General features: G+C 38.8%; 21 protein-coding genes and 3 tRNA genes. 5 read left to right on the forward strand and 19 right to left on the reverse strand.

The features are described from left to right. Positions 1–51: 51 nt before the first annotated feature. A complete protein-coding gene (gene maiA, locus OA91_RS08090) occupies positions 52–693 on the forward strand; it encodes a maleylacetoacetate isomerase (protein ID WP_063337531.1) in 642 nt (213 codons plus the stop codon). Positions 694–768: 75 nt separating this feature from the next. Here the strand turns inward: maiA and hpt are convergent, their stop codons facing one another. The 7 genes from hpt to OA91_RS08125 form a co-directional block, all read right to left on the reverse strand. Further along, complete coding sequence (gene hpt / locus OA91_RS08095) at positions 769–1302, reverse strand: hypoxanthine phosphoribosyltransferase (RefSeq protein ID WP_046017550.1); 534 nt, start codon at positions 1300–1302, stop codon at positions 769–771. 201 nt (positions 1303–1503) lie between these two features. Further along, on the reverse strand, positions 1504–1986 hold the full coding sequence (locus tag OA91_RS08100) for a GNAT family N-acetyltransferase (RefSeq protein ID WP_063337532.1): 483 nt from the start codon (positions 1984–1986) through the stop codon (positions 1504–1506). A 433-nt stretch (positions 1987–2419) separates the two neighbouring features. After that, the gene (locus OA91_RS08105; protein ID WP_082827828.1) at positions 2420–2713 is read right to left on the reverse strand and encodes a S24/S26 family peptidase; all 294 of its coding nucleotides are present in this window, start codon (positions 2711–2713) and stop codon (positions 2420–2422) included. Positions 2714–2728: 15 nt separating this feature from the next. Next, entirely contained in the window at positions 2729–3235 is a 507-nt protein-coding gene (gene sodN / locus OA91_RS08110; RefSeq protein ID WP_063337533.1) for a superoxide dismutase, Ni, read from the reverse strand. Positions 3236–3237: 2 nt separating this feature from the next. After that, positions 3238–3432, reverse strand: a complete 195-nt coding sequence (locus OA91_RS08115) for a hypothetical protein (RefSeq protein WP_052702153.1) — start codon at positions 3430–3432, stop codon at positions 3238–3240. Positions 3433–3460: 28 nt separating this feature from the next. Next, positions 3461–3922 carry a hypothetical protein gene (locus OA91_RS08120; protein ID WP_063337534.1) on the reverse strand — a complete coding sequence of 154 codons (462 nt, stop codon included), beginning with the start codon at positions 3920–3922 and terminating at the stop codon, positions 3461–3463. Between the two features lie 152 nt (positions 3923–4074). Then, positions 4075–4521 (reverse strand): GNAT family N-acetyltransferase, encoded by a 447-nt coding sequence (locus OA91_RS08125; protein WP_063337535.1) that lies wholly within the window; start codon positions 4519–4521, stop codon positions 4075–4077. A 121-nt stretch (positions 4522–4642) separates the two neighbouring features. On the opposite strand from OA91_RS08125, the gene yqfB reads away from it, so the two are divergent. Further along, entirely contained in the window at positions 4643–4966 is a 324-nt protein-coding gene (yqfB, locus tag OA91_RS08130; RefSeq protein WP_197477770.1) for a N(4)-acetylcytidine aminohydrolase, read from the forward strand. Between the two features lie 557 nt (positions 4967–5523). Continuing rightward, the gene (locus tag OA91_RS08135) at positions 5524–6489 is read left to right on the forward strand and encodes a carbohydrate porin (RefSeq protein WP_063337536.1); all 966 of its coding nucleotides are present in this window, start codon (positions 5524–5526) and stop codon (positions 6487–6489) included. Between the two features lie 245 nt (positions 6490–6734). Here OA91_RS08135 and OA91_RS08140 read toward each other — a convergent pair whose 3' ends face one another. From OA91_RS08140 to OA91_RS08155, 4 genes are all read right to left on the reverse strand, one after another. After that, the gene (locus tag OA91_RS08140; protein WP_063337537.1) at positions 6735–9749 is read right to left on the reverse strand and encodes an aminotransferase class III-fold pyridoxal phosphate-dependent enzyme; all 3015 of its coding nucleotides are present in this window, start codon (positions 9747–9749) and stop codon (positions 6735–6737) included. 498 nt (positions 9750–10247) lie between these two features. Further along, positions 10248–10634, reverse strand: a complete 387-nt coding sequence (locus tag OA91_RS08145; protein ID WP_063337538.1) for a hypothetical protein — start codon at positions 10632–10634, stop codon at positions 10248–10250. 629 nt (positions 10635–11263) lie between these two features. Then, on the reverse strand, positions 11264–11953 hold the full coding sequence (locus OA91_RS08150) for a DJ-1/PfpI family protein (protein WP_231870339.1): 690 nt from the start codon (positions 11951–11953) through the stop codon (positions 11264–11266). A 17-nt stretch (positions 11954–11970) separates the two neighbouring features. After that, positions 11971–12603: an FMN-dependent NADH-azoreductase gene (locus OA91_RS08155; RefSeq protein ID WP_063337539.1), complete on the reverse strand. Its 633-nt coding sequence runs from the start codon at positions 12601–12603 to the stop codon at positions 11971–11973. A gap of 95 nt (positions 12604–12698) precedes the next feature. Here OA91_RS08155 and pdxR point away from each other — a divergent pair, with 95 nt between their 5' ends. Continuing rightward, positions 12699–14201, forward strand: a complete 1503-nt coding sequence (gene pdxR / locus OA91_RS08160; RefSeq protein ID WP_063337540.1) for a MocR-like pyridoxine biosynthesis transcription factor PdxR — start codon at positions 12699–12701, stop codon at positions 14199–14201. A gap of 42 nt (positions 14202–14243) precedes the next feature. Here the strand turns inward: pdxR and OA91_RS08165 are convergent, their stop codons facing one another. The 3 genes from OA91_RS08165 to OA91_RS08175 form a co-directional block, all read right to left on the reverse strand. Beyond that, complete coding sequence (locus OA91_RS08165; protein ID WP_063337541.1) at positions 14244–14852, reverse strand: abortive infection system antitoxin AbiGi family protein; 609 nt, start codon at positions 14850–14852, stop codon at positions 14244–14246. 582 nt (positions 14853–15434) lie between these two features. Continuing rightward, on the reverse strand, positions 15435–16322 hold the full coding sequence (locus OA91_RS08170) for an ImmA/IrrE family metallo-endopeptidase (RefSeq protein ID WP_063337542.1): 888 nt from the start codon (positions 16320–16322) through the stop codon (positions 15435–15437). After that, entirely contained in the window at positions 16322–16666 is a 345-nt protein-coding gene (locus OA91_RS08175; RefSeq protein ID WP_063337543.1) for a helix-turn-helix domain-containing protein, read from the reverse strand. Before OA91_RS08175 ends, OA91_RS08170 begins: the two co-directional genes overlap by 1 nt. Positions 16667–16998: 332 nt before the next feature. Between OA91_RS08175 and OA91_RS24410 the strand changes: the two genes are divergently transcribed. Then, on the forward strand, positions 16999–17172 hold the full coding sequence (locus tag OA91_RS24410) for a hypothetical protein (protein WP_197477771.1): 174 nt from the start codon (positions 16999–17001) through the stop codon (positions 17170–17172). 1177 nt (positions 17173–18349) lie between these two features. On the opposite strand, the gene OA91_RS08180 is transcribed toward OA91_RS24410, so the two are convergent. The 5 genes from OA91_RS08180 to OA91_RS08200 form a co-directional block, all read right to left on the reverse strand. Then, the gene (locus tag OA91_RS08180; RefSeq protein WP_063337544.1) at positions 18350–18748 is read right to left on the reverse strand and encodes a VOC family protein; all 399 of its coding nucleotides are present in this window, start codon (positions 18746–18748) and stop codon (positions 18350–18352) included. Positions 18749–18801: 53 nt separating this feature from the next. Beyond that, positions 18802–19608, reverse strand: coding sequence for a helix-turn-helix domain-containing protein (locus tag OA91_RS08185; protein ID WP_063337545.1), 807 nt, complete (start codon positions 19606–19608; stop codon positions 18802–18804). Between the two features lie 294 nt (positions 19609–19902). Beyond that, a tRNA-Leu gene (locus OA91_RS08190) sits at positions 19903–19989 on the reverse strand. 30 nt (positions 19990–20019) lie between these two features. Then, positions 20020–20093, reverse strand: a tRNA-Cys gene (locus OA91_RS08195). A gap of 21 nt (positions 20094–20114) precedes the next feature. After that, positions 20115–20189, reverse strand: a tRNA-Gly gene (locus tag OA91_RS08200). Positions 20190–20221 lie beyond the last annotated feature (32 nt).

The raw sequence follows: 20221 nt of genomic DNA on the forward strand, positions 1-20221 counted from the left end.
TATTTAGACCTATTTTCATTAAAACAAAACGAATAAATACAAGGGAAAAGCATGCTAACTCTCTATGGTTATTGGCGCAGTTCAGCGGCATATCGCGTCAGAATTGCCCTTAACCTTAAAGGTTTGGAGTATCACTCTGAATCTGTTCATCTTGTAAAAGACGGTGGCCAGCAACATTCAGAAAGCTATCAATCGCTTAACCCCTCAGAGCTTGTCCCAACCTTAGTTGATGGCGAATTTGTGCTAAATCAGTCTATGGCTATCTTGCAATATTTAGACGATGTTTATCCTCAGTATTCCCTTCTGCCTGAGGATAAAATACAGAAAGCCAAGATTTTAGCCTTCGCATCAGATATTGCCTGTGAGATGCACCCAATTAATAATTTAAGAGTATTACAGCATTTAAAATCTTCGTTGGGGCACACTCAAGAAGAAACCGAAAATTGGTATAGACACTGGCTAAAAATAGGCTTTGATACATTAGAAACACGTTTAGCATCTCATGGTGGCAAGTATTGTTTCGCTGATCAAATCTCAATGGCGGATCTAGTACTTGTGCCTCAAGTTTATAATGCCATCAGGTATCAATTAGATATGAAAGCTTACCCTAAAATTCTAGACGTTTATGAGAATTGCTTGTCGTTAGAAGCGTTTTTCAAAGCAGCGCCAGAGCAACAAGAAGACGCAAATTAGCGTTTTAATGTTTGGCAAGATACAAAAAAAACCGCCACTCATGAGTGGCGGTTTTTTTATTCCTTTAAAGACAGTTTAGTCTTCTAATGGAACAACCTTACCAATGTAAGGTAAGTGACGATAATTTTGAGCGTAATCAATACCGACACCCACTACAAACTCATCAGGGATAGGGAAGCCAACCCACTTAACATCTACTTCCACTTCACGGCGTGATGGCTTATCTAATAATGTACAGATATTGATAGAGTTAGGTTCACGAATGGAAAGAATCTCGCAGACCTTATTCAGGGTATTACCTGTATCGATAATATCTTCGACAAGGAAAACATCCTTACCTTTAATATCATCATCCAAGTCTTTAAGGATACGAACATCATGAGATGTGGTCATATCATTGCCATAACTTGAAGCAGTCATGAAATCGATCTGGTGAGGAACATCAATTGCGCGAGCTAAATCCGCCATAAAAACAAAAGATCCACGTAGCAAACCCACCATGACGAGGTTGCTGCTGTCTTTATAGTACTCACTAATTTCCTTACCTAATTCATTAATTCTTTGCTGAACTTCCTGTTCAGAAATCATCACATCTACGCGGTGTTTCATTGCTTCTCCACTGATAACGAGGCTGGCCATCATTAATTTGTGTATCACTGTCTTAGGAAAATACGAAAAGTCTGTCCACTTGTTCGAATCCTCACCATTCTAACATCACCAAGCGGGTTTGTTTTTGTTAAATGGGAATTTCATGAGCAATAAATTTCATCATGTAAGTTTTTAAAATGAAAATCACTCTAAATCTAACAGCTAACCCTCTGTATCTTCGTCTATTTTAGGTCTCTGTGCATGCCAGAAATAATGCTTATAGTGGGTGTTTTCTTCATAGCCTAAAGCTGAGTACAAGTTCTGCGCTATCATATTATGCTCACCCGTCTCCAGCTCTATACCTTTAGCACCGGTTGTCACCGCATAATCATGTGCAAACACCATAAGTTCCTTTGCACAGCCTTTTCCTCTGGCAGACATTCGCACATAAAGGTCATTCAGAATCCAATATTTCTGCAAGGACACTGAGCTAAAGCCCTGATAAAGGGTAATAAAAGCCTCTATTTTTTCGTCTTCTATTGCCAAGATAAATACCGCATCTTGGTGATCATATCTCGCCTTAATCCAAGCCTGACTATCTGCTAGCTCTGCCAGATTTTGTAAACTAATAGATGTACTACGGTATTCGTGAAATAGCTTAGATAAAGAGTCGAGATCACTTTCTTTGGCTAGCCGATACTCCATAATCAACCTCCTTTTATAGTCATATGTCAGCTTTTAAGTGTACGTTAGCTAAGAATAAAGACTCAATAAATGAAGAGTAAAAGAGAGGTAAATCGCCTCTTTAGGAAAGAGATGGAGAAAAGAAGTAACTAAAATGACAGAGTTAAGGAACCTGCGAATAAGTCCACCCGCCTCAGCGGGTGGATAAAAGTAACCTAGATTGAAGGCGAGGTGCGCAACTTAATAGTTATTCTATTGATCAGCGCCTCAACATAAAGATAGGGCTTTTAGGCCACGCCCTACGGGTCTTACAGGAAAAAAGTCCTCACCCGTTGTGACTTTTTGAAAGGTACCTATAGCTCTTATCGGAAAAAAGCGTCAAAGTCTGTGTGATAATTTTTCCCATATATCTTAGAAGAGCAGACTGAGAACAGGTGACTTAATCGAAGGCTCCTTAAGCTTTGCGCTTAATAGAGAAAATAACTTTCGCATCGATGAGGTCGAGGCTTATCCAACCCATTTGTTCGGATGACACACTACGCTGGCCATCACCCACTAACCAAGCCCCTTTCTCTAAACACAGTTGAGTAACGCGTTTTATTATATAGCCATATTCTGGATGCCTCACCAGAATAATGTCGTTCACAGAAATAGAAATATATAGACGAGTGGCGATAACAAAGTCACCAGAGCGTAACGAGGGAAACATGCTGTCACCCTCGACTTTATGGAAGCAGAATATGCCCATTAGATACAATTCGGCTTAAATTGCATCTAACTTAGGATAAACAACAGCTTCAGAAGGTAAATAAGGCGCGATCGCTTTATAAGTTGCCACGCCTTTAGTTAACCAAAATGCTTCGGCAAACTCATTGACTAACTCAAGCAAACCCAGAGCATCATCACGAGACACACCTTGTTTTGCTTTAGAAGCCTGCAGCATGATTTTATGAACTAACTCATGGGTATTCGGCACTTGATCAAATTGAGGTTGCTTAAAATAGTCACCCCAAATGACACGAACCTCTTCTTTCACTTTAAGGCCATGTGCTTCTTTTTCATTTACTAGGCGAATCAGCTGAGCTTGATCCTTGATGGATAAACTCTCTTTTGCGTCCAACTCATTGATTAGATCAACCATACGAATCACAGTTAATGCCGCAATTTGCGCTGTCGCTGGATCATAAATTTTACAAGGGATATCACAATGGGCAGAGACAGTTGCAACTTTTGCCTTACCCACTAGCTTTTTAGTAATGGTATGCAACATAACTAGTCTTCCTTTTTATTAGATTGTGAAAATTTATTCTTAACAGACAAAAATACGCCAACAGCCGCGACACCAAGAATGGCAACTACAGTCAATACATGAATAGGATCACTTAACCAATGGCTATGATCATGGCCAGGATGAGCAAAAGCACTGGAAGAAACTAACGCAGCAAGCGCGATCAATTTAGTACGCAAAATAGAACTCCTTTAGAGTGTTTGATAATTAATGAAGTGACATTCCATGATGATTTTGAGCGGACAAAGCCGCTAATGACGCCTGAAATGCTGACAATTTAAGATCAGATACTTCATTTTGATTCGCTTCCAAAAAGCGGCACCATTCGTTATGTAGATGAGATGCGCCATGTAAAATGGCATGGGTTTGCTTTTCTGATATCTGGGGTTTGGCATTCGCCGAAATCAAAAAGCTCAATGCATTATCAAAACACTCCCTTGCTTTAATAAAATCATACAGTGCGAGATGGTTATCTATCGCATTAAAATAACTCACTAACACCGCCGCTATGGCTCTATCTGCATCTAGTTCAAATAGCTGATTAAAATGTCGCTTTGAAAAAAGTAATGCTGAGGTATTTAAATCAAGCGCTTCTCGATAAGCACTCTCTTGAAATGCCCTTCTAGCATGTCGCATTAGCTCTTCCCAATGGGTAATAGGTACATCCATAACAACTCACCAAAACAAATGATAACGAGAATCATTATTATATATAATACTAGCAAGTACAAGATTCAAATTGATGAATATAAGGAAAGCACTTAAGTTCAGCTATTTCGTTACACTAAAAGAATAAAAACTAATACTGTTTATTCACTAACCTAAAGATTAATTTCTAACGACATATTTATAAAATGATCTTCTAAAGAATCAATTATAAAACCAAGGCTATTATAAAAAGCTAAGGCTCTTTTATTTTGGGTAAAACTAGATAATGAGATTTGGTCACAAGCCATACGCCGAGCTTCGTGAATTAAAAAATCCATAGCATGACGCCCCATTCCATTGCCTTGAAATTGAGGAAAAATAATCATCAAATGTAGGTGTAAACTGTTCTCTTTTTTACGATAACAAACTAGGCCGATTCTAGTGTGCTTTTCATACAACCAATGATACCAAACTGGATCATAATCATTTCGTAAACGGTCTTGCTGAAAGTCATCATCCCAACCATAGACAGCCTCAACATAGTCAAACAAAGCTTGTTTGACGCTTAAGAAAACCTGCTGGAACTCACTTTCTTTTACAACTTGAGTCCTAATGCTCATTCTGGTCTTTTGCTCCTTGCGTTTGCTTGTTTTACAATCACTTTAAACTATTGTTTTATATTAATAATTTGAAGTATTCAGATTAAGATATATCAGTATTTTTTAATTAGGGAAAATTAACATGAACACAAATATACCAACAGAAATGACTTTTTTTGAACGTTTTGAAGCTGATATCCTCTCAGGCAAAAAAACTATCACATTAAGAGATGAGTCTGAATCCGACTATCAAGTTAACAGCATAGTGAATGTTAAGACATTAGAAGAGGGTCGTTACTTTTGCAGATTACATATTCTAGAAGTAACGCCTGTGCTTTTTGACGAACTAAGTGATTTCCATGCTAATCAAGAAAACATGTCGTTGGATCAACTTAAATCCGTTATCCAAGATATTTACCCAGGTATTAGTCAGCTTTATATGATTAGTTATCAACTAGAAGCTTAAGCAAAAGCACAATTTAATTCGATAAATTGATAACTATTATCGCGACCGGTAGCGCCATTCATCAAGGCGCTTTGTGGTAAATGTATTCTTTCTCCTCTTAACCTACTCTCTTTATTAAGTTCACGAACATAAGCCTATTCTTGCTGTCGCTAACTTACTTATTCTTCACGCTTTAAATCCGTATCTACCTATATTCCCCTCTGTTTTTATTCGCTTTATTTAAATTGATTTTATCCAACCTGAAACTTACTCAGATATAGCTCAAAACCCCATCTAAAAAATAAAAAAGCAAGTTAAGAGAAAATTAAGTAGTAATTTTACAACAAAATAGACATCTCAAAATACTGAATCAAGCTCATAAATTATCTTTGGAAATTATACAGTTAAGAAGCAATTAAGGTAAGCCTTTAATTTAAAAGGAAAAATTAAGAAGAAAATAAGTAATAAATAAGATTGTTTAAGAATTTTCATTATGTAAATTTAATAAGGGCAGGTTGCTAGAAAAATAATAACAACCAATAAAACATAATAAAAATACATACCGAGGTAACATAGAAATGAAAAAAACTGCCCTTAATCTTGCTGTCGCTAGCTGCTTATTAACTTTTGGATATGCATCCGCAGCCCCTACATTCGACGCCGATATCGAGATAGATACAGACCGAGTGAACGCCGACACTGGTGGCACTACTTTTGACCAAAACGGTCGAGTTGCTCTCTATGTATCTGACTCAAAAACATCTGGTGAGAACTTCATTAGTGCCAAAGGCGCAGTACTTCTCTCAACCGATGGCACCATCTCTGTTGATGATTCTTACATACAAATAGGTAATAGCACTTACGACATTCAAGTGGGTCGTTTCGAAGCAATCAACCTCTTTCCTCTAGGGAAAGACACGATAGTAGAACATGCTGGTGATGTGAGCGTTTACCAAGGTAGCATGGCTAGAGGCCGCGCGGGTGATGACGGTGGACAAATCGCAATAAACATTACATCAAGCGAAGCATTATCTTTTCAAATAAACACCATTTACGGCGATGATGACTCTAACGGTGATAACAAGACAGCTTTCTCTGGCATTCGCCCAACAGTAACTTATGAAACAGAAAGCGTTATCCTATCCGCAGGTTTTGAGCAGGTAAAATACGATGGCACGACAACAGCATCTGATGTGAACAAGTCAGGCGTATCTGTCACTGCTGCTTTTGAACTGGGCGATGCTGATATCAATGTTTCTTTCGCTAACATGGATGACGATGAGTCAAATCAAACTGTTACCTCATATTCAGCCAACCTAACTCAAGACGACTTTGGTATTGGTGTTATTGCATCAGATGAAGACAATGCTACTGGCAACGACCCTAGCGTACTAACAACCTACCTTGCCTACACTCTGCCAGTATTTGATATTGATGATGCCAGCGTTACTTTGGCAGGCTCCTACTCTAAAGCAAGCGATGTTTCTTCAGGTACAAATGACACAACGCTAGCAACAAGGGTTCGTTTCAACTATGCCTTCTAAGTATTCTTAGCAGCACTGTTAAAGCGTAAAAAACCATTGACGTTTTCGCACCTTAACACGCTGTTATTTGAATTTGTATAAGCAATACATAGAACGCGTAAGAGCAGTATCTGGCCTTACCCCTTTTGGCCAGATACTGAGCTTGTTTAAACTAAATAGCGATTAACTAAAAGCTTCTCAACTAAAGAACTATCAACCCAAAACATGCATTAACTCAAAGCAACCGAAGCCTTCTACTTTAGCGTTTAGTGAGACAACAAAGATTGCGCCTCATCTAACACCTGATCCATGACGGTTAGAATCATCTCTACATCTAAAGCCTCTATCGTCAAAGGCGGTCTAATTTTTAAGATGTTATCAGCAGCCCCCTCCGTCCCCATTAAGATTCGCTCTTCTCGCATGCGATTTTTAACATAATCAGCCACTTGTGTTGCAGGCTCTCGTGTTTCTCGGTCGGTCACCAGATCCAAGCCGATAAACAAACCACACCCTCTAACATCACCTATTAACGCATGTTTTTCTTGCAAACCTTTAAGGCCATTAATCAACGCATTCCCCATGAGTCTCGCATTCTCCATTAACCCCTCATCATCAACGATATCCAGCACTTCCTTACCAATACGGCAAGACAGATTAGATCCACCAAATGTTGAAAAATACTCCGGTCCTTTTGCAAAACTTTCTGCGATATCACGGCGAGTTACCAAAACACCAATGGGGTGACCATTCCCAATGGGTTTACCCATCACCACAATATCCGGTGTTACTTCCTGCTGTTCAAAAGCAAAATAGTATTCACCCAAACGGCCCAAAGCTGTTTGAACCTCATCTGCAATACACACACCACCAGCATTTCGAATACGCTGATAAACCTCAGATAAGTAGCCTTTTGGAGGAATAATTTGGCCTCCAACACTTGGAAAGGTTTCAGCAATAAAGCCAGCCAATTTTCCACCTCTCTTCTTGATAGAATCAATTGCATCACCCACTTGGGCTGCATATTTTTGCGCCCTTTGAGGATCATTTACACGATACGGCCCTCGATATTCATCTGCCACATCCACTAGCTGAACCCAGCCCACCTGACCAACACCCCCTTTGGCATTAAACTTATACGCCGAGATATCAATCGCTCCAGTAGTATTACCATGATAACCATGATCTGGCGTGACCATATCTTTACCGCCGGTATGCGCTCGCGCCAACCTTAAAGCCAGTTCATTCGCCTCAGTACCCGAGTTTACAAAAAAGCATACATCTAACTCTTTGGGCATTTTTGCTAGGATTTTTTCGGCAAATTCAGTTTGAGCCGGATGTAAGTATCGAGTATTTGAATTCATCCTTAATAACTGATCAGCCGCAGCAGCCTGAATACGGGGATGTGCATGTCCGACATGAGGCACATTATTATACGAATCTAAATAAGGGCGCCCCCACTCATCAAACAAATGATGACGCCAACCACGCAAGAACATCACAGGCTCTGCATAAGTCAACTTAAGGTTTTCACCAAAATGGGCTTGGCGCTTATCTAACACACTGACTTTTTGTGTACCTTGATATTCGGTTTTATCATCCTCTAGATTTAGCAATGCAGCTGGATTAGGGCAAAGCGAGTTATACAAAACTAACTCTTCAGGGTCAGCCACGCCCGGCCAGTTATCACCCATTCCCTTAGTTGTTAATGCTAATTGAAAGTGCAAATGAGGGTTCCAACCACCGTTAGAGTTTAATCCGCCTAAGCGTGCAAAAGCCTCGCCCTTTTCTAGCATTTGACCTTCAACTAAAGATGCCATTGATTCTGAGTCTAAATGCCCGTACAAGGTATAAAAAAGGTCACCTTCTTCAGTCGTATGCGCCAAGATAACCATTCCACCATAATCCAAATAATCACTTCGATACTCACTAAATGCGACCGTGGCGGCCATAGGTGCATGCACCTCTAAACCGGCTGGACCAAAAGCATCAACGCCAATATGCACAGTACGACGATTACTGGCTTTATATCTTCCTTTTCTGAAAGCTTTATCTGTATAAACTAATCTAGGCTCATTATAAAAACCAAGCCAAACACCTTCCTCAGCTCGGTAATTTCCACCAAGGTCTTCCGCCTCTTTTCCGGTTAACTCAAATGGATTTTGTGGACAGACACTCTTCTCCACAGAAAGGCTACGCATACTCGCATCAGCTAAATCAACACCCAAAACAGGTGCAAAATTACCCCGTTCATTATCTAACCATCGCATAATACGAGGGGCACTATCAGTAACAGGAAAACCACAAACAAGCCTCAAACGCCCAATAAGTAAATCCTGATTTACTTTGTTTTCTTCTAGAAACTGCCAAGCGGCATGCTGACTAATCGTAATATAAGGATCATCAGGGTTTTGCAGAGATTCAAGACTAGAGTTGACCACACTGACAGCCAAACGCATTCTCAGTAAAGGCCATAAAAAGGATAACTCGTGGGCTGTTAAAGGGTTTTTAGCATGATATCCTGCAACTAAAGCTTCTAGTGCCTGCTCAGGTTGAGCTTGCCCAAGCACGACATAAGCCGCTGTAATGGCTAAATTGCAAATTCTGGGGCTAGCACACATATCCCCCAAATCAATCAAACCTGACACTTTCGCCTGCTCAGTCAAAGACCCTGATACGATAATATTGTAATCATTAACGTCATTATGGATAGCTTGCTGCTTAAGGCTCGCCAACTCAGGCGTTAGCTCTTGGTACTGAAACAATATATCACTGACAAGTTGTCGCCTTGTCGGATTTTGAAGAATAGATAACTCATCTGCAATCCAAGCCGCCGACATAAGGTTCCACTTAAAATCACGAACCAAAGCCGCATGATCAAACCCGAGCCAAGCTTTATCCAGTGAACCCACCACTTCACCTAGATTATAAATAAGAGATAAACTTTGCGGTTTAAAGGTCGCATAGGTTTTACCGACTAACTTCTCTTGTAGCCAGACAATTCGCTCTTCTCCATCTGGCCCATTCACACTAAGATATAGCTCACCTTTAATAGAGGGAATCACTTTGGGTACCGGTATTGAAGCCGTGTGCTCAGACAAATATTGAAGGGCACGAGTTTGTAAATCGATAAAACCTTCATCACAGCCAACACGCATCACCTTTAAAATAGCCGGAACACCCCCTTCCACTGAAAAGTTAAGATCATACTCCCCATCAAGCTGTGTTAAATCTCCATCGATTTGCCATATCTCTTTTAATAAATCAGTCCAATACGACACCATAGTGAAACCCCTTATACAAAGTGAAAAGTCTTTCAAACATACTAATTCGCTAGACACACGATGAATAATATCTATTTTCTAGTAGGGCTATCGGTTAAACCTATAGCAAAGAAATCAGCGAACTAGAGCAGAGTGTAATTTTCTACAGGCATAAAAAAAGGCACCAAATGGTGCCTGAGGCCGCAACAATTTTATCTTGTATCTCAAGACTCGATGAAAGCACTATAAACTAGCCTCACCATAATTGCCGGCGCACTGCCAATCATCCTTTTCTATGAGAGAGAAGTAATCTGAGAGCAAGCTCTCTTGGCCAATAAGTTAATCGAGCAAATTAAGTGTAGTTCAACTTTCTAATTTAGCGATTGCTAAAACAGACATAAGCTCAATCAAGCAAACCCACTAAAAATGAAAGCCCAAAAAGGGAAAGAGAAAGTGAAAGGAAGAACACCTCAGATAAGCTCAATAATCCAACTTATCTGAGTAAATAATAGATAAGGCCTAGCGACGCTGATCTAACTCCAATTGTAAATCGGCCAAAATAGACTCTAATTTTTGCGCTTCTTGCTTTACTGACAGAGCAATGTGCTTTTCTTTTTTCCATACTAAAAGGCAAGTAAAAGCAAACACAATACAAGAGAAAATAACCGTTAACATATTGAACAATGAAAGAATAATCACACCATTAAAAGCCAAATATGAAGGAGAGCTATAAGTAAACCTATCCATGATAGGGTCAATCTTATGTGTCCATATCGAACCTTGCATAGCACTATGCTGAAACATCTGACCGATTAAATCTGGCACAAAAAACACAAAACTAGAAAGAACAAACACCCAACCAAATAGGCACTTACTTCTCCTCAAACTCGTTTGACCTGCTTCCATAATATACTCTTACCACCTAAATCTTAATGCATCCGAGCATAACTAAAACATTACAAAGTTGTACATAACTTTACTTATGAGGCGATAGTACTCAAAAAACTTACTTTTGTACACAAAACAAACAATAAATTTCATTAGAATATTTTTGGCTAACTATCAGCACTTAATCCTTTAATTGTGATGTTATAAGCTTACAGTTTTTAAGCACTTGATCGCTTAGCTAACTAAATGCTTGAAGCTATTTTTTAAGGGAGTGCAATGACAACTAAACAGTTCAAAAATATTCCTTACCATCCAACCCTTTAGCAGTTAATTACAAAGCTAAATAAAGGCTTAGTTAAATGATGTTTAGAGCATAAGAAAGGAGCAAAGGGGTGTTAATCCGCCTTCCTTAGCGTTCGTTAACTTCTGATTCTACAGTTTTTATCGAAAAAACCTAGCAGCATTTTCTACTAGATAGACAAGCTATTATCCGAGAGAAGGCTCCTCTTTGGAGCATCAATTAGCAAGAGATAACTTAACGATTGATTCAAGCTTTTAGAAAAAGAAAGCTTGGAAAGGAGAGCTTGGAGAGGTTTAAAAGTAGGAGAATAAGCAGGCAAGATTGTAAACCTTACCTGCCTATAGATTTACTTAAATGCTGTCTCTAAACGGTTAAATTGTATTAGCTCAGCAATTTCTTGTGAAAACTCATCAGAACTCAACTGTTCTAACAAAGCGAATGCCGCTTGATAGCTTACTGGTCCACCATTTGATGTTAAGACACCCTCATCAATGACGAAGTTTTTATCAAACTGAACTTTTACCTTTGGATAGTCATCGGCAAAGTCTTCTTCACCACCCGCCCAAGTTGTCGCATTTTTTCCATCTAGCACACCTGCTTCAGCCAATATCATGGCACCAGAGCAGTTACTTGCCATCCAGCTAGCCTGACCATGTTGCTCTTCAACAAACTTGATTAGGGTTTCATTATTAAGCACTGGGCTCATATTGTATGCACTGGCCACAATGACAACATCTAAAGTCAATGGATCATAAATTGTTTTATCTGCCGTTATGGTTAAGCCTTCTTCGGTTTTAATCGTCTTATTCTTTGTTGCAGACACTACAACCACTTCATAATCTGAGAACCAGGCTTTTTTACTCGCCGCGCCAAACACTTCTATTGGTGCGGTCACATCACTGGTCAGCACACCATCAAAAACGATAACACCAATTTTGGCACTGGCGGCATGGACACTCGTCGTAAATAACACAAAAATACCAACCAGCATCGACTGACAAATCATGTTACTTATTTTTTGTATATAGCTCTTCATTACACTAACTCCATATTTCAATTAAAACTTTGGGCGAGATTCCATGCTTGGCTATAGGCTTGCTCTTTAGCTTCTACAACCTTAGTTTCTTCCGCAATGGTGGGCGCGAAGGCAACGGTTTCTACCTCACAATTCATATAAGTTTTCAACCAACGCTCGATATAAGTTAAGCCAAAATCATCTTTCTCATTACCCGAGCCCACTCGAAAATCCTGACCACTTGAGCTCAATAAAAAGGCTTTTTTTGTATCTAGTAATGATTGATAACCGGCATCTGGACTCCAGCTAAAACAAAGACCCGGCTGAGTAATAACATCGATATAATGCTTAAGCACATAAGGGACTCCAAAGTTCCAAATTGGCATCACCAATACAACAACATCAGCGTGGCAAAAACGGTCTAGATGTCGCCTAACTTGCGACCAACCCGCTGCCTGTTTTTCTGTCAGTGCTTGCCCTTGAAAAAAGGCATATTTTGCATCAAGTATGTCGCCGTCCATGGCAGGAAGAGACTCATCCCACAAATTTAATTTATCAATATTCCAGCGCTCACCAGTAGCTTGAAGAGCATTAATAAAGTGCTCTGCTAATGGCATAGTATTAGAGCCATTACCTCTGGGAGTAGATTGAATAAGAAGGAGAGTTTTCATGATTTTTGCACTTCAATTTTGTAAGTGCTGATGATCTTAAATTATAGTAGTCTACCCAAAAAGACCCACTTTCCTCATTTTTTAGGAACCACTTTATGACGGGCAAACACCTTCGCTTTCAATTTGAATCCATAACTGTCAGCACACAAGACCCCACCGCACTCTTTCGTCAGTTAGAGAATCAAATACGTGAAGCCATTTGGCAGGAGCGCTTAAGAGCGGGTGAACGACTACCCTCTACCCGTCATTTAGCAAAACAACTTGGCATTGCACGCAATACCGTTATCAACGCTTATGAACAACTGGCTTTAGAAGGTTTTATTGTGACCCTGCGTGGTTCAGGAACACGAGTGACAGATCACTTCCCACCGCCATCAAAAGATTCAACCCAAGAAAGTGATGCGTCCTCAATATCCATAAAACAGGCAGACTTTTCTGATCGCTATCAAACCCTTGCAAACCATGAGATTGACATATCACAAGGGGGCCAAGGTACGGCTCGCCCCTTCAGAGCAAATATCCCGAACTATTTTGAGTTTCCTCGGGCTCAATGGGCTCAACTTATGAGCAAAAAACTACGCCAGAAACCAGACAGTTGGATGGAAAGGGTCCATTCTTGCGGTTACGAACCTTTAAGGTCTGCCATTTCAAGTTATCTCGGTGTTTCAAGGGGAGTAAGCACAACAGCCGAACAAGTCATCGTGACTGCGGGTGCACAACAGGCCATAGAATTAATCGCAAAGTTATTAATTAACCCTGGCGATGTCGTGTGCTTTGAGGACCCAGGGTACACCCATGCAGCCATGGTGTTTGAATTAGCTGGTGCAAAAATAGTCACCATTCCAGTAGATGAAGACGGCTTAGATGTCGATGAATTACAAAAAACGATAAGTGAAGCAAAGCTGCTTTATGTCACTCCCGCTAACCACTTTCCATTGTGTACGACCTTATCTCAATCCAGACGCCAAGCTTTGTTAAAGTGGGCCAAAGAAACTGACACTATTATTCTTGAAGATGATTATAACGGTGAATATCGCTATCGTGGCCGCCCTCTGCCAACCCTTCATACAATGGCAAATGATGATCGCGTTATATACATTGGCAGTTTCAGCAAATTACTCTTTCCCGCACTTAGATTGGGATACATGGTTGTCCCTCAACAATTGGTAGAACCCCTTGGTACCATTCGCTGGCTGCTTGATCGCCACTCTCCCGCTCTAGAGCAAATAGTATTGACCGACTTTATTAATCACGGCCACTTTTCAAGACACATTCGACGAATGAGATCACTCTACTCTGAACGTCAAAAAGCCTTAGTTAACGCAGCAAAAGAGCATTTAGCAGATATTCTAGAACTACCACCTTTAGACGGTGGCCTACATTTAATCGGTTGGTTAAAAGAAGGTGTGGAACAAAAGCAGCTCATTTCAGCCGCCGCCAGTGTCGATATAGAACTACTACCCACCTCTCTATTCAACTTTAAAACACCACAAAGAGAAGGCGTTATTTTTGGCTACGCACCTTATAACCTTGAGCAAATTGTTAGCTCAGTCAAAAAGCTACGTACCGCCTATTGGCAAAGCAAGAATGAAAGCTAGATTAGAAGATTAAATGAAGTAGCCAAAGATTGGCTACGCTCACTATTTTTTATTACTAAATTGATCTTTTAATGGGTCGTAGTATGGGCAGTCATAATTAGGACCTACTTGCTCTTCCTCTGCATCAGCAAAAAAACTACGTGCATGCTCATGTACGTCACATGGCAATATTAGAAATGCCACATCATCTGGAGCAAATGATAAGTCACCAATGATTCTCCACTCTCTTTCCCATTCGAAACGATATCTTGAACTGCCATACTCCCCTGGAATGTCAATAAATGGAGCCAAGTCAAAGAAATACTCTTTATCTAACCCGCTTAAATTATTTGAAAGGTGAGTAAGTGATATATGCTCTTTGCTATCTTTTTCTACATACCAAACTCGTTGAGCACCTACTTTTAGAAGCCAGTCTTTCTTAAACACTATTCCGTAGTTGTACCTTCTATTCACTAGTTTCTTTAAAAATTTAGGTGGAATTTCACTAAAGCATATTGAGTTCTTTTTGTGACACTCTTTTTTATATCCAAACGAATTTTTAGAGCAAACTTTTCCAGATGATAATATTCTCATAAATGTTTCATAAGGGTTTTCTTTGCCAACAAGGTGAATTAAGTAATCAGATTGATCATCATTTTTTATAGCATTCATATAGAGTTAATCCAGTTCTATAAATTTTAATAATGTGCCAGCTAAGCTTATTTATTTTTCCAACAATATGGCTACTTCATTTCGATTAACTTCACTGCATTTAAACGCCACTCCCACCTCAACTTCATAATACTTTATGGTAGATGAGAAGTATTTTACATGGACAGACATTCTTAATTTATAGAACTTTACGCTTTTTAGTGAGTACTTTCTAACTTTTCCAACACCTACAAGTCATTGATTTAAATGTGAATCAAACTAACTAACAGAAAGCCTTGAGAGCACTGAGGATAAGCTAGATTAGAAGAGCAAATGAAGTAGCCAAGGACTGGCTAAGCTCGCTGTTCGTACTTAGGATGAGAACAACAACGAGCCTTTAAAAGATAAATAACGCAAGGAGCGCGACCATGGAACACATCACCACTATCTAATTCAGTTAAGTCTAGAAATGATCAAACTTACCTAAAAAAGAGCCCCTAAAAGACACCTCAGATCTACAACCCGAACACAAACACACAATCACCATTCAAATAGAAAAACTGCAAGACGAACTGCGAAAAGCGTTAGTGGGGTAATAGAAAACTACTCAATAATAACTAGCGTGATTGAGAACCCCTTTTTTTGATAATACGTTTGTTCAAAAACGATCTTATCAAAGCCATCTTCAATATCTGAAAACCAAGTTTGAACATCTACAGGCTCTTTTTCAGTAAAGTGCTCGTATGTTTCACCTTTATGGTTAGCGAAAATACTGTCTTTAGGAAGAGGTTGTTTTTTTCCTACCCGTAACAAGCCTGGTAAATTATCTTTATTTGACCAAGTATAATTACAAACACCATTTTCAGCGTGGATTAAGGCAATAGCTTTGTCTTTTAGAATTGAACAAGATCGGTTTGCAACCGTTGAGAAGCTGACTTGCGTAAGATGTGAGACTTCATTCAAATACCTTAAGCAAAACTCTTTGCCTTCAAACTCTTTAATCAGTAAGTGTTTAGGTAATAAGATTAGGTTTGCAAACTTATTTGCTTCTTTTTCAAACTCTTCACTTTCAATCTTACCTTCTTTAGTGAGTTTAAGAACTTTTTCTTTTTTTTGTTCTTCGCTTAATGCATAAAACTCTTTTAAATCGTTAAAGGAAGCAGTATTACGGTGCAAAGGTAATAGGTGGTGACCTAATTCGTGTGCGATTGTGAAGTGTTTACGGTATGGAGCTATCTCATGGTCTTTATATAAAATAATACCAATATCAAACTCATCTTTTGGAGTTGTCCAATATCCCTCTGGATAGTCTTTTATAGACTCTCCTAAAGCAAAATCCTCAAAGTTTCGAATAAGTTCGATTCGACACTGATAAGCGATTTCAAATATCGGTACAGGAAAAGACAGCTCGGGGAGCTGTCTATAAATTTCATTTGCTATGTCATGTGGTGTAAAATAGTCATCAAGCCTTACATCATCCAATGTAATCATTAAGTTCCTTCTTTATTTTTCTCCGTATCAATCAACGCCATAGCCATTTTTAGGGCTTGCTTGATAACATCTAAATCCTTTGGAGTTAGGTTCTTAGTATCAAATTCTCTGAACATAACCTGTAAATCATCATTATCTTGCTTTTTACCTATGCCAACAAGATCATCTAATGAGGTTACGTAGTATACAGCAAGCTTCTTTAGTAGTTCTAGTGATGGGTTCTTAGCTTTTCCCTTTTCTAATTCCCAGATATGGGGTTTAGACACACCTACAGCATCTGCAACAGTTTGAAGCGAGACATTTTTTGCCACTCTCAATTCTGTTAATTTTTCAGCTAAAGTCATGTGTTTTCTCCATAGTAAATTTCGGTGCAGATCATATCCTAGTAATTTTTGTAAGTACAGAACAAACACACGCGTTAAAATTCATCTTACAAATTTTACCCTGAACACTCCATTGTTAGATATATCAAACGATATCATATAATAATACACTCAATATACTGTATAAATAAACAGTAAAATTATAACTATATGCTTTTCGTTAAAATAAAGTAACACTTTTGTATGGATATTTCCAACAAAGAGCTTGACCCATTATTATGAGTATAGTTACTATTGCGTTAGATATTAAATCATCTATTCGTTAAAAATATCTAACACAGAGGAAAAAGCTAATGGCAAAAAATGGACAATCAGGCGATAACCGCCGGCATGGTGCAGTACGAAAACGTTCGCAAACTCAAATGCCTAGCGGACATTGGGTAAAAAGAGATGCTGAAACAGGACAGTTTATGGATATAAAAACATCTGATAAGACACCCTTTAAGGGAGTCCGGAAAGAAAAATAGGCTTTCATCACCACAATGAAAACCTATTTTAGTATTTAAGTTGAAGAGTAAAAATCACCACAATTTTTACTTTCAGGCATATACCGAGGAGGTCTCTCCTGCTGGCTACACCAAATATGTTACGTGTTTGATACTAGCCTTAGTCAACTTAAAACACAATAGAGATCCCTCCTCTTTAAACTTACAGGAGCTTTATTATGTCTCAGACTAAAAGCATTCACGTAAGGTCTTACCCTAGATATAGGTTTGGCAGATGGGAGAATGTTATCTCTCACTGGCGATCTGCACCTAGTGCATAGACCAAATGAGGCGCAGTTTTTCTACGCCTCATTCATCTTTTTTATGAAATAAATCAATTAGTTTAGCACTTTACTTAAAAGAGAGAATTTATGGAAAATCAAACCCTCACTTGTCCCAATTGTTACAATGAACATAATATTAAAGCGAAAATGTGTGCTCCTTGTAAATCTTATATCTACCCAGTTAAATCATTTAAAATTTTATCTAGGAAATTCTTTCAACACTTTAGTTATTCAATACTTATTTTTTTGATTTTATCTGTCACTAATTTAGTATTTAACTACATACCTAGCTGGTTAATATTTTATTCTTCTTATACCTACTTCTTTCCAATAAATTTTCTCATAACAATATTTCAGTATGCTTTTATATTTTCATCTATTTTTACCGTTTTATATTACTTAATAAATAAAAATAAGCTTATTTATTTAAGGTATGAATTTTAAATAACCCGCAAAAAAGCAATAATATTTTCATATTAGCAACTACGCCTTGAAAGTAGCCAATGAGGCACATGCTACTCTTCGAGGCTAGTTTATATAATGCTTTAACTCAAAAAAATTCATTACCTCAATCATATAATTGCACGCCCCGCCCCTGCGACTTTTCTAATTATATCAAGCAAATCAAAACTCTAAAAACACAACCATTTCAAAAAAGATCAAAAAAAACGTCTATTTTCCTAAGATTATGACGACCCAATAAGATCTATCAAGCATTCCATAGGAAAAGTTTGAACAATTTTAGCTAATGTTTGATTAGATCTCCCCAAAAAACTATTTCCATTTTATTCATATAGCACTCTCATTCACATAGCATCAGGCTAAGCAGAAAGTCATGTATTACTTTCTGCTTAGCCACTCTTATCGGTTAATAACTAGTTAGCTGCTGGCGCTAGATGCTGTACCACATCGACATGAATACCTGCTGGGTCCTGTATCATAAAATGAATTTGCCCCCACTCTTCTTGCTTTAGAGCCATGGCTATATTTAGGTCCATTTCTTTGGCTTCTGAATAAGCCAAAGATGCATTTTTAACTTCTAGAGATATAACATACCCTTCGGTAGACATGATTGGATGTAGAAATTCTGGCTGGTTTACTAGGTTTGGCAATAGAAAACCTAGCTGAATGCTCTTGTTGGGTGATATCAAGTGAAGGTAAAAGTTTGAGTCATAAAATACCGCAGTAAAACCAAAAACGGTCTCATAAAACTGTTTTACGGCTTTTAGATCATTTGTCACCATGACAGGAAACATAGCATCAACGTCTATCATTACACTTTCTCCTCAGATTAGATTTTTAAAAACCAAATTATTGTTTTTTAAACTCAATCTGTATTGTACAAAGCGGACATAACTTGAAATTCACTTGGGGTTACACCTGACAGTTTTTTAAAGTCTCGATTGAAGTGAGCTTGATCGTAATAATGGTTCGTCCAAGCATTAACACAGCCTTTAGTATTCATGGTTCTTAGTGTTTTTTGAAAGCGAAAGACCTTAGCAAAACCCCTCGGCGTAAGCCCTAAATATTGAGAGGTTAGTCGTCTAAGATGGCGAGCGGACAAACCAAATTCCGAACACTGCTTATCAGATAAATCCATATTCGAATCATGGTGTTGGTCACAATACAATAAATAACGGATTAAGCGTTTATCTACTTCACTTGGACGCAAGACACTAAGCAAGACCTCGGATATGAAGTTGCAACGATTTTGGAATGGCATGCTCTGATAGGCACAGTCATTTAGCACATTAGTTAAATGTCTGGGGAAAACGTCATTTAAATCCGTGACATTATCTTTGTTGCTCCACTCTCCCAGTGGTGCCTTAATGATCCCTTGATGCCCTAAGACACGAAAACGCATACCAAAATATGACACTGGCCCTGTCATTTCAAATATTTTAGCAGTGGAGAATGGCGTGACAATGAAGGCCTCTTCAGGTGATGTAATGTTGTAAATTATATCTACACAGTTATCTGGAACACTACGATAAAAATACCTACCCATAGGGACATTGAGCTGCCAAAACTCCTGCACCCAATTATTTAATGGAAGTGTAGGCTTGAAGGTAAGATAAGCATTTGAGCGACTTACATGGCCTTGTAAGGAGTAATCATTAATGTTTATTAGCATAATTGAATACCTAACCTTGCTAGTGCCACAAGATAAAAAGCAGCACTTTGTTTACATCAGTCTAATCGCAAAAAATAAAGGTTAATAGATTTAAGCAGCTTATGCGCTACTCCTTATTCGCTACTACGGCAATAATAAGAGGATCGCTTGTGAGTTTTAAGTGTTAATCAAAGAGAGAAAATAAGATAGGGAAAGTAAACAATTTAGATAAGTTAGCTGAAAGCGCTATAAGCCAGAATTGGCGAGGTATTGAGGAAGTTTGAATTTATTTTAGGCATAAAAAAAGGCACCAAATGGTGCCCGGGACCGGAATCGAACCGGTACGGTATTACTACCGCAAGATTTTAAGTCTTGTGCGTCTACCAATTTCGCCACCCGGGCACATCTAGCTTTTGCTACATGCTCTGATTATGGAGGCCGGAGTCGGAATCGAACCGGCGTTGACGGAGTTGCAGTCCGCTGCATGACCACTCTGCCATCCGGCCTTAAATCAGATTATCTTCTACTGGAGCGGGAAACGAGGCTCGAACTCGCGACCCCAACCTTGGCAAGGTTGTGCTCTACCACTGAGCTATTCCCGCGTTCAGAAGATGGTGCATATTCTATGTATTTC

Source organism: Marinomonas sp. SBI8L, assembly GCF_001624705.1.
In the GTDB taxonomy this organism is placed as follows: Bacteria; Pseudomonadota; Gammaproteobacteria; order Pseudomonadales; family Marinomonadaceae; genus Marinomonas.

Bases quoted from the DNA above. Each gene is read 5' to 3' on its own strand.
- maiA (WP_063337531.1), top strand. From the start codon at position 52: ATGCTAACTCTCTATGGTTATTGGCGCAGTTCAGCGGCATATCGCGTC.
- hpt (WP_046017550.1), bottom strand. From the start codon at position 1,302: ATGAAACACCGCGTAGATGTGATGATTTCTGAACAGGAAGTTCAGCAA.
- OA91_RS08100 (WP_063337532.1), bottom strand. From the start codon at position 1,986: ATGGAGTATCGGCTAGCCAAAGAAAGTGATCTCGACTCTTTATCTAAG.
- OA91_RS08105 (WP_082827828.1), bottom strand. From the start codon at position 2,713: ATGGGCATATTCTGCTTCCATAAAGTCGAGGGTGACAGCATGTTTCCC.
- sodN (WP_063337533.1), bottom strand. From the start codon at position 3,235: ATGTTGCATACCATTACTAAAAAGCTAGTGGGTAAGGCAAAAGTTGCA.
- OA91_RS08120 (WP_063337534.1), bottom strand. From the start codon at position 3,922: ATGGATGTACCTATTACCCATTGGGAAGAGCTAATGCGACATGCTAGA.
- OA91_RS08125 (WP_063337535.1), bottom strand. From the start codon at position 4,521: ATGAGCATTAGGACTCAAGTTGTAAAAGAAAGTGAGTTCCAGCAGGTT.
- yqfB (WP_197477770.1), top strand. From the start codon at position 4,643: ATGAACACAAATATACCAACAGAAATGACTTTTTTTGAACGTTTTGAA.
- OA91_RS08135 (WP_063337536.1), top strand. From the start codon at position 5,524: ATGAAAAAAACTGCCCTTAATCTTGCTGTCGCTAGCTGCTTATTAACT.
- OA91_RS08140 (WP_063337537.1), bottom strand. From the start codon at position 9,749: ATGGTGTCGTATTGGACTGATTTATTAAAAGAGATATGGCAAATCGAT.
- OA91_RS08145 (WP_063337538.1), bottom strand. From the start codon at position 10,634: ATGGAAGCAGGTCAAACGAGTTTGAGGAGAAGTAAGTGCCTATTTGGT.
- OA91_RS08150 (WP_231870339.1), bottom strand. From the start codon at position 11,953: ATGAAGAGCTATATACAAAAAATAAGTAACATGATTTGTCAGTCGATG.
- OA91_RS08155 (WP_063337539.1), bottom strand. From the start codon at position 12,603: ATGAAAACTCTCCTTCTTATTCAATCTACTCCCAGAGGTAATGGCTCT.
- pdxR (WP_063337540.1), top strand. From the start codon at position 12,699: ATGACGGGCAAACACCTTCGCTTTCAATTTGAATCCATAACTGTCAGC.
- OA91_RS08165 (WP_063337541.1), bottom strand. From the start codon at position 14,852: ATGAATGCTATAAAAAATGATGATCAATCTGATTACTTAATTCACCTT.
- OA91_RS08170 (WP_063337542.1), bottom strand. From the start codon at position 16,322: ATGATTACATTGGATGATGTAAGGCTTGATGACTATTTTACACCACAT.
- OA91_RS08175 (WP_063337543.1), bottom strand. From the start codon at position 16,666: ATGACTTTAGCTGAAAAATTAACAGAATTGAGAGTGGCAAAAAATGTC.
- OA91_RS24410 (WP_197477771.1), top strand. From the start codon at position 16,999: ATGGCAAAAAATGGACAATCAGGCGATAACCGCCGGCATGGTGCAGTA.
- OA91_RS08180 (WP_063337544.1), bottom strand. From the start codon at position 18,748: ATGATAGACGTTGATGCTATGTTTCCTGTCATGGTGACAAATGATCTA.
- OA91_RS08185 (WP_063337545.1), bottom strand. From the start codon at position 19,608: ATGCTAATAAACATTAATGATTACTCCTTACAAGGCCATGTAAGTCGC.